This is a genomic window from Methanobrevibacter sp., from assembly GCF_045644645.1.
Lineage (GTDB): Archaea > Methanobacteriota > Methanobacteria > Methanobacteriales > Methanobacteriaceae > Methanocatella.
The window spans coordinates 1-6,835 of the sequence record NZ_JAZRHE010000091.1 but is presented as its reverse complement, the minus strand read 5'-3'; the positions used below and the strand labels follow the sequence as shown (position 1 = coordinate 6,835).

Genomic DNA, 6,835 nt, shown 5'->3' with positions numbered 1-6,835 from the left:
AAAAAATATCAAAAAAAACATTGTTAAATGTATCATCTGTTCAATGAGTAATACTTTTTACCTGATATGATGAAAAAGGTAATACGAAATGATATTATAGGGTATTACTTCAAAGGTTATGATGAAACCAAACAAGGTGATAACTTGCACTTGCCCGATGGAATCATAAGTTTTGAACAAGCGATAATATACTGGATTTTAACATTAATAATAATCTCAATATTCTTTTATAAATTCTCCAAAGACGAAAATAAAGAAAAAAGAATAATATCAATAGCGCTATTCAGCGTATTTGCAATGGTTGTTACATCTGTCTCCGTGCCTTCACCGTTAGGCGTTCCAATCCATTTCTTTTTAATACCCCTAATAGCTATCTTGTTAGGTCCGCTATCCAGTACAATCGTTTCATTCATCACCCTGATAATGCAAGTATTGGTCTTGAATATGGGTGGAATAACATCACTCGGTGCAAATTTCATAGTAATGGGTTTCATATTATCAGTTGTTACATACGGGTTTTATAGACTATTTATCTACATAAACGATAAGGTTGCAATATTTGCATCAACCATCATCGGAATCATGTCTGCAACATTCGGCCAGGTTGCAATACTGCTGATTTCCGGTGCGATGAATTTTGACATATTGCTGTCAACATTAGTTCCATTTTACCTGTTCATTGCATTCATTGAAGGATTTGCAAATGTAGTTATAATAACCGCTATAGAAAAAATCAAGCCAGAAATAATGGAAATGAATAAAATTTAAAGGAGATAAAATGAAATATCTGAAAATATTAATCTTAACAATGATATTAATCCTAGGAGCAACTGCAGTGTCCGCCCATGGCGTGGATGTTACTGCAGACACAATGGTTGTGGCAAACGACACCAACGGTGTGCTTGTCAAAGACCTTGCAGATGCCAATGGGATAAACATAAGCGTGTATAAGTTCACCTCCCAAGATGAGGTTGCGCATATCCTGGAACACAGCACAAACAATACAAACAAAAGAATGCTATTCGTAGCTTATCAGGACACCGCCAATGACTTTTTAAAAGAACACTCTGACTTATCCAAAAGAATTCTTGTCGTGAATGATGTTAACAATGACACAATTCAACAGGGACTCAAAGACATCATGAATGCTCCTACAGGCAATGCTCAATCTGAATCTAACTTCGGATTGCCATTAGCAATCGGAATAGTCATCGGAGCTTTAATCGGTATTGGTTGCGGAATATATATAATGAAAAAGAAGAACTAGGTATCAATACCTTTCTTCAAACACTTTTTTTTAAATATTTTTAAAAGTTAATTAAAAAACTTTATAAACCTATTATTATTAATTATATTTAAGTGATAATATGATGAGAAGATGCCCCCAATGCGGCTCAACAAATGATGACATATACGGTTTCTGTATAAAATGCGGATATGAATATCCTAAAATTCCACAAAATCAGAGCGCATGCCCATTATGCGGATATCCCAATCCGGATGAAGCTGATTTCTGCGTCAAATGCGGCACTCCCCTACTTTTCAAAAGCCAGTTTGAAGGAGTGCACAATTCCGTAAACCCGATTATCATAAAAAAAGAAATAGGACAAAACCCACCGAAAGAATCCGGAAAAACCAGCAGATTCATAATATACCTGGGATATATCCTTGCAATTTTGGGAAGCATTATCGGACTGATCGTTGCAATTTATTTAATTACCCGAAAAGATCCCTCTGCCAAAAAACATGGATACATACAGATAGCAATTATATTGTTCTATATTGTCGCCATTGCAGCATTATACCACATGGGAGCCATCCCTCCAGAAATCATAACCCAATACAAACAGTTATTGGCCGGGAACTTTACCCCTCTCCAGAGGTAAATACATTATTATTGCCCCTTCACCATTTTCGTAATATCCCGGAACCACACGGTCCTTTATAAAATTAAACCTTTCATAGAATTCAACAGCGCTGACATTTGTTTCACGCACTTCCAAATAAATTGCATCTATATTGAGTAGCGACAGAATGGCAATTGCCCTGACAAGCAGTTCCGTTCCGGCACCCAAACGGCGATAGTTCTTGTCGACAGCTATTGAAATGATATGGCCCTGATTTTCATACTTAATCCAGAACATGACATATCCGATTACATAATTATCCTTCTCGGCCACCAAAAATCCAATGCCCATATCATACAACTGTTGAAACATGTTTATTCCATATGACTGGTCAAATGACATATTCTCAATTTCATAGACTCTTTTTAAATCAGTTGGAACAAACTTTCTAACTTTCATACTAAAAAATATATAAAAAGCAATGTATTTAATAGTTTTGATAATTAATATTAATTTGAGGATAAAAATGTGGCAGGACTTTGCGGATTATATTTTAGATGAGACTGAAAATCAGAACGTTAGGATAGCAGAGATTGGCGTTGGCAAATTCAACACAATCTCCGAAATTTTACAAAAACAGGAAAATATCACACTTATCAAAACAGACATCAGCCCGGCGGACGCCACAGTAATCAAGGATGACATCACAAAACCCAACCTGGAGCTATACAGAGATGTTGACATTATCTATTCAATCAGGCCGCCGAGCGAACTTCAGCCATATCTTGTAAGGCTGGCTAATGAAGTCGGCTGCCAACTCATTATCAAACCGTTGACAAACGAAGATTTAAATACTGGTAGAGTTAAAATGAAATTAAAAAATTTCAAAAAAGCAAGCTTTTACATCTTAAGGTGATATGATGAGTGACATACTATCCAAATACAACACATCACTTAACGGACTTAGCGCAGGCGAGGTTCAGAAAAGACAATCCAAATATGGTTTAAACGAAATAACTGAAAAGAAACCCACACCATTAATAATATTATTCTTATCCCAGTTCATAGACGTCTTAATAGCTCTTTTAATCATTGCGGCAATTGCATCTTTTTTGATTGGGGACGTTATTGATGCCGGAGTGATTATCCTTGCAGTCCTGTTGAATACTATCATGGGCTTTATCCAGGAATACAGATCACAAAAAGCCGTCGAAAGTCTTAAAAATCTAATTTCAAAAAGTGCAATCGTAAAAAGGGACAATAAAATATCCGAAATCGATGCGAAAACATTGACGATCGGAGATATTGTGGTTTTGGAAGAGGGATGTAAAGTACCTGCAGACCTAACTTTAATTGAAGCCCATAAGCTAAGCTGTGATGAATCAGGACTTACCGGAGAGTCCGAAGATGTCAAAAAAGAAGTTGATGACATGATGTTTATGGATTCCAATGTCTTGTCAGGCACAGGCATTGGCGTTGTAACCAACATAGGAATGAATACGGAAATGGGAAAAATTGCAGGCATCGTACAGGAGGAGGATGAAGAAACACCCCTTGCAAAACGTGTCGGGAAACTTGGAAAAATCCTATCTGCAATTGCAATTGTTGTATGTATAGCCATTTTTGTTTTAGAGTTGTTTAAAGGAGTTCCGATTGTGGAAACATTCATGACTGCAGTTTCCCTTGCAGTTGCCGCAATTCCCGAAGGCCTTCCTGCCGTTTTGACATTGACCCTTGCACTTGGAATGTCCGAAATGGCAAAATCCCAGGCAATCGTAAGAAAGCTTCTGTCAGTTGAAACCCTAGGTTCATGTACAGTCATCTGCAGCGACAAAACAGGCACATTGACCGAAAATAAAATGACAGTTGTTGAAAGCTATTACACAAACAAGGACAAAACACACTTAATTGGTAAGTTATGCAATAATGCAAGCATAAATCATGATAAAATCATCGGAGACCAGACCGATGGAGCTATTCTGAAACATTGCGACGATTATGATTGTGAACTTGAAAGGATTGATGAAATCCCACTTGACAGCAATCGTAAAATGATGACCACTATACATAGACTAGACGATGAAAATGATATTGTTTTGTCAAAAGGTGCTCCAGAAATAATTTTAGACAAATGCAAGTACATAGATAATGATGGAACTATTGAAATTCTTGAAGCTAAAATGAAGGAAACACAACTTGAAAAGATTGGTGAAATGAGTGTGCATGCATTAAGGGTAATCGGATTTGCATACAAAATCAACAGCACCGGAAATCCGGAGACTGACTTGACTTTTACCGGATTATTGGGATTGATGGACCCTCCAAAAAAAGAGGCTGCAAAAGCCGTTGAGGATTGTATCAATGCAGGAATTGATGTCGTCATGATTACAGGAGACCATGAAAAGACAGCCTGTGCAATTGCAAAAAAATTAGGAATCCTGACAACCGGCAATGTAATAACAGGCAGGGAACTGGACGAACTTTCACAAAAGGAATACCTGAATCAGGCCGAAAGCATCCAAGTTTATGCGAGAGTAAAACCTGCCCAAAAAATGAGAATCGTCGAAACCTTAAAGGAACTGGACAACATTGTTGCAATGACCGGGGATGGCGTAAACGATGCACCAGCACTTAAAAAAGCATCAATCGGGGTTGCAATGGGTGATGGAACAGACGTTGCAAAAGAAGCTTCAGACATGATACTGCAGAACAACGATTTTACAACAATCGTGAAAGCCATTGAAGGCGGACGAAAAATTTATGACAACATCAAGAGATTTGTAAAATATCAGGTATCAACAAATGTCGGCGCGATACTGACAATCGTTGGAACATCACTTTTAAACTTGCCTTTACCATTCAATCCGGCACAGCTACTATGGTTAAATATAGTGATGGACGGCCCGCCAGCACAAATGCTAGGTATAGAGGGAGCCGAAAGAGACCTGATGCAAAGACCTCCCGAAACCGGAGATATCCTGACCAAAAATACATTACTACAAATACTGTTTTTGGGCCTTGTAATGGCAATAGGAACAATATGTGTATTTACATATGAAATATCCACCGGAATTCCAACTCAAAAAGCAATGACAATAGCATTTACACTGTTTGTGGTCTATCAGCTATTCAATGCATTCAATGGAAGAGCCAACTCTGAAAAATCAAGCAAATACCTATATCTTGGAATTATATTGTCATTCCTACTCCAATTACTCATCATATACATCCCACAATTACAGACCATATTCAGAACAACCTCCATCGGAATCAATGATTGGATATTGATCTTTATTGTGGCTTCAACAATAATAATAGCTCAAAAAATAATGGATAAAGTGATTAGATGAAGATATTCTTACTTGGCGGAACAAAAGACTCAGTGAACATCATTGAACATGTTAAAAATAACTATGAGGCTTACATCTTAACAACAACCACAACCGAATACGGTGCAAAGCTTGCCCTTGAAGGAGGAAGTGATGAAACGATTGCAAGACCCCTTTTGAAAGATGAAATAATCAAAATATTTATCAATGGAGATTTTGACATCCTAATTGATGCAACCCACCCTTTTGCCGAACACATTACACAGACCAGTGCAAGCATTGCCAAAGAACTGAAAATACCATTTATTCGCTTCGAAAGACCTCCCATTAACTTAGAAAATATTGATACATCACGCATACATTATGCAAATTCATTTGATGAAGCTGGAAAAATGATTGAAAGTAACTTCCCCAAGGGAAATGTCATGCATTTCGCAGGAGCCAACACGATGGAGGAAGTGCTGAAACATGTTCCCACAGAAAGGTTCTATCCAAGGATTTTAAAGGTGGCCGGCTCACTTGAAAAATGTGAAAAATTAAATGTGAATCCTGATCATATCATTCCAATGAAAGGAGCCGCAAGCAAACAGGAAAACATCGAATTGATTGAAAAATATGATGCATCCGTAATGATTACCAAGGAAAGCGGTGAAATCGGCGGAGTGATTGAAAAAATAGATGCTGCCAATGAAAAGGACATTGCAATAATCATGATTCAAAGACCAGAAATAGCCGGATTAAATAAAAATGATATGGTATCTAATTTAGATGAATTAGATATTAAATTAAAAAGCTTTTTTTAAAAAATAGATTTAAATAACGCCGAGACTGGGATTTGAACCCAGGCGAGGGATACCTCACAGGATTTCAAGTCCTGCGCCTTACCAGACTAGACTATCTCGGCATATAGAAAGGAATATTTAGAAAGGATTCTAAATATCTATCCTTTAAGTTCAATTTCAATACTTACATTATCAGGAACATTAACTTTCATAACTTGTCTCATAGCACGTTCGTCAGCTCCAATACCGATTAAACGTTTATGAATTCTGAGTTCCCATTTTTCCCAAGAAGCTTTACCTTCTCCATCCGGAGATTTTCTTGTAGGAACAACTAATTTTTTAGTTGGTAATGGAATAGGACCAGACAAGTCAACACCAGTTCTTTCAGCAATTTTTTTAAGTTGATCACATACGTATGCTAATTTTTCTGGGTCTGTTCCAGTAAGCTTAATTCTTGCTTGATTCATTTATTATCCTCCAAAAAACAAAAAAAAGAAAGTATGGAAATACTTTCTAAAAGTTGTTTACAAACTTATTTTGCTGGGGTAACTTTAAGACATAAACCTGCAGCAACAGTTTGACCCATATCTCTGATAGCAAATCTACCCATAGGTGGAATGTTTTTAGCTTCTTCCATAACCATTGGTTTTGTAGGTTTGATTTGTACGATAGCTGCATCACCAGTTCTGATGAAGTCAGGCTGATTTGCTTCAGGTTGACCGGTAGCAGGGTCAAGTTTAGAAGTTAATTCTAAGAAAGTACATGCAGTTTGTGAAGTGTGACAGTGGAATACAGGAGTGTATCCAACGGTAATTACACCAGGGTGTTGTAATACAACAACTTGTGCGGTAAATTCTTTAGCTACAGTAGGAGCATC

The 6,835-nt window shown here is 37.2% G+C and carries 9 protein-coding genes and 1 tRNA gene; 6 read left to right on the top strand and 4 right to left on the bottom strand.

Going from position 1 to position 6,835, the window contains the following annotated elements:
• Window positions 1–69: 69 nt before the first annotated feature.
• The 3 genes from ACKI4K_RS05335 (at window position 70) to ACKI4K_RS05325 (ending at window position 1,886) form a co-directional block, all read left to right on the top strand.
• A complete protein-coding gene (locus ACKI4K_RS05335) occupies window positions 70–768 on the top strand; it encodes an energy-coupling factor ABC transporter permease (protein WP_407423006.1) in 699 nt (232 codons plus the stop codon).
• 10 nt (window positions 769–778) lie between these two features.
• Window positions 779–1,267, top strand: a complete 489-nt coding sequence (locus tag ACKI4K_RS05330) for a hypothetical protein (protein ID WP_407423004.1) — start codon at window positions 779–781, stop codon at window positions 1,265–1,267.
• Window positions 1,268–1,367: 100 nt separating this feature from the next.
• On the top strand, window positions 1,368–1,886 hold the full coding sequence (locus ACKI4K_RS05325; RefSeq protein WP_407423002.1) for a zinc-ribbon domain-containing protein: 519 nt from the start codon (window positions 1,368–1,370) through the stop codon (window positions 1,884–1,886).
• On the opposite strand, the gene rimI is transcribed toward ACKI4K_RS05325, so the two are convergent.
• On the bottom strand, window positions 1,851–2,306 hold the full coding sequence (gene rimI, locus ACKI4K_RS05320; protein WP_407423000.1) for a ribosomal protein S18-alanine N-acetyltransferase: 456 nt from the start codon (window positions 2,304–2,306) through the stop codon (window positions 1,851–1,853). The genes ACKI4K_RS05325 and rimI overlap by 36 nt on opposite strands.
• A 67-nt stretch (window positions 2,307–2,373) precedes the next feature.
• Between rimI and ACKI4K_RS05315 the strand changes: the two genes are divergently transcribed.
• Genes ACKI4K_RS05315 through cobK form a run of 3 tightly spaced genes read left to right on the top strand, consistent with a single transcriptional unit; the run spans window position 2,374 to window position 5,979 of the window.
• Window positions 2,374–2,763, top strand: a complete 390-nt coding sequence (locus ACKI4K_RS05315) for a UPF0146 family protein (protein WP_407422998.1) — start codon at window positions 2,374–2,376, stop codon at window positions 2,761–2,763.
• A 4-nt stretch (window positions 2,764–2,767) separates the two neighbouring features.
• Window positions 2,768–5,197 carry a calcium-translocating P-type ATPase, PMCA-type gene (locus ACKI4K_RS05310; protein ID WP_407422996.1) on the top strand — a complete coding sequence of 810 codons (2,430 nt, stop codon included), beginning with the start codon at window positions 2,768–2,770 and terminating at the stop codon, window positions 5,195–5,197.
• Complete coding sequence (gene cobK, locus ACKI4K_RS05305; RefSeq protein WP_407422994.1) at window positions 5,194–5,979, top strand: precorrin-6A reductase; 786 nt, start codon at window positions 5,194–5,196, stop codon at window positions 5,977–5,979. The genes ACKI4K_RS05310 and cobK overlap by 4 nt, the downstream gene beginning before the upstream one ends.
• A 17-nt stretch (window positions 5,980–5,996) precedes the next feature.
• On the opposite strand, the gene ACKI4K_RS05300 is transcribed toward cobK, so the two are convergent.
• The 3 genes from ACKI4K_RS05300 to ACKI4K_RS05290 all read right to left on the bottom strand — a co-directional run.
• A tRNA-Ser gene (locus ACKI4K_RS05300) sits at window positions 5,997–6,080 on the bottom strand.
• Between the two features lie 36 nt (window positions 6,081–6,116).
• The gene (gene rpsJ / locus ACKI4K_RS05295) at window positions 6,117–6,425 is read right to left on the bottom strand and encodes a 30S ribosomal protein S10 (RefSeq protein WP_042691424.1); all 309 of its coding nucleotides are present in this window, start codon (window positions 6,423–6,425) and stop codon (window positions 6,117–6,119) included.
• A 65-nt stretch (window positions 6,426–6,490) separates the two neighbouring features.
• Window positions 6,491–6,835, bottom strand: a 345-nt coding sequence (locus ACKI4K_RS05290; RefSeq protein ID WP_407422992.1) for an elongation factor 1-alpha C-terminal domain-related protein, incomplete at its 5' end; no start/stop codon positions are given.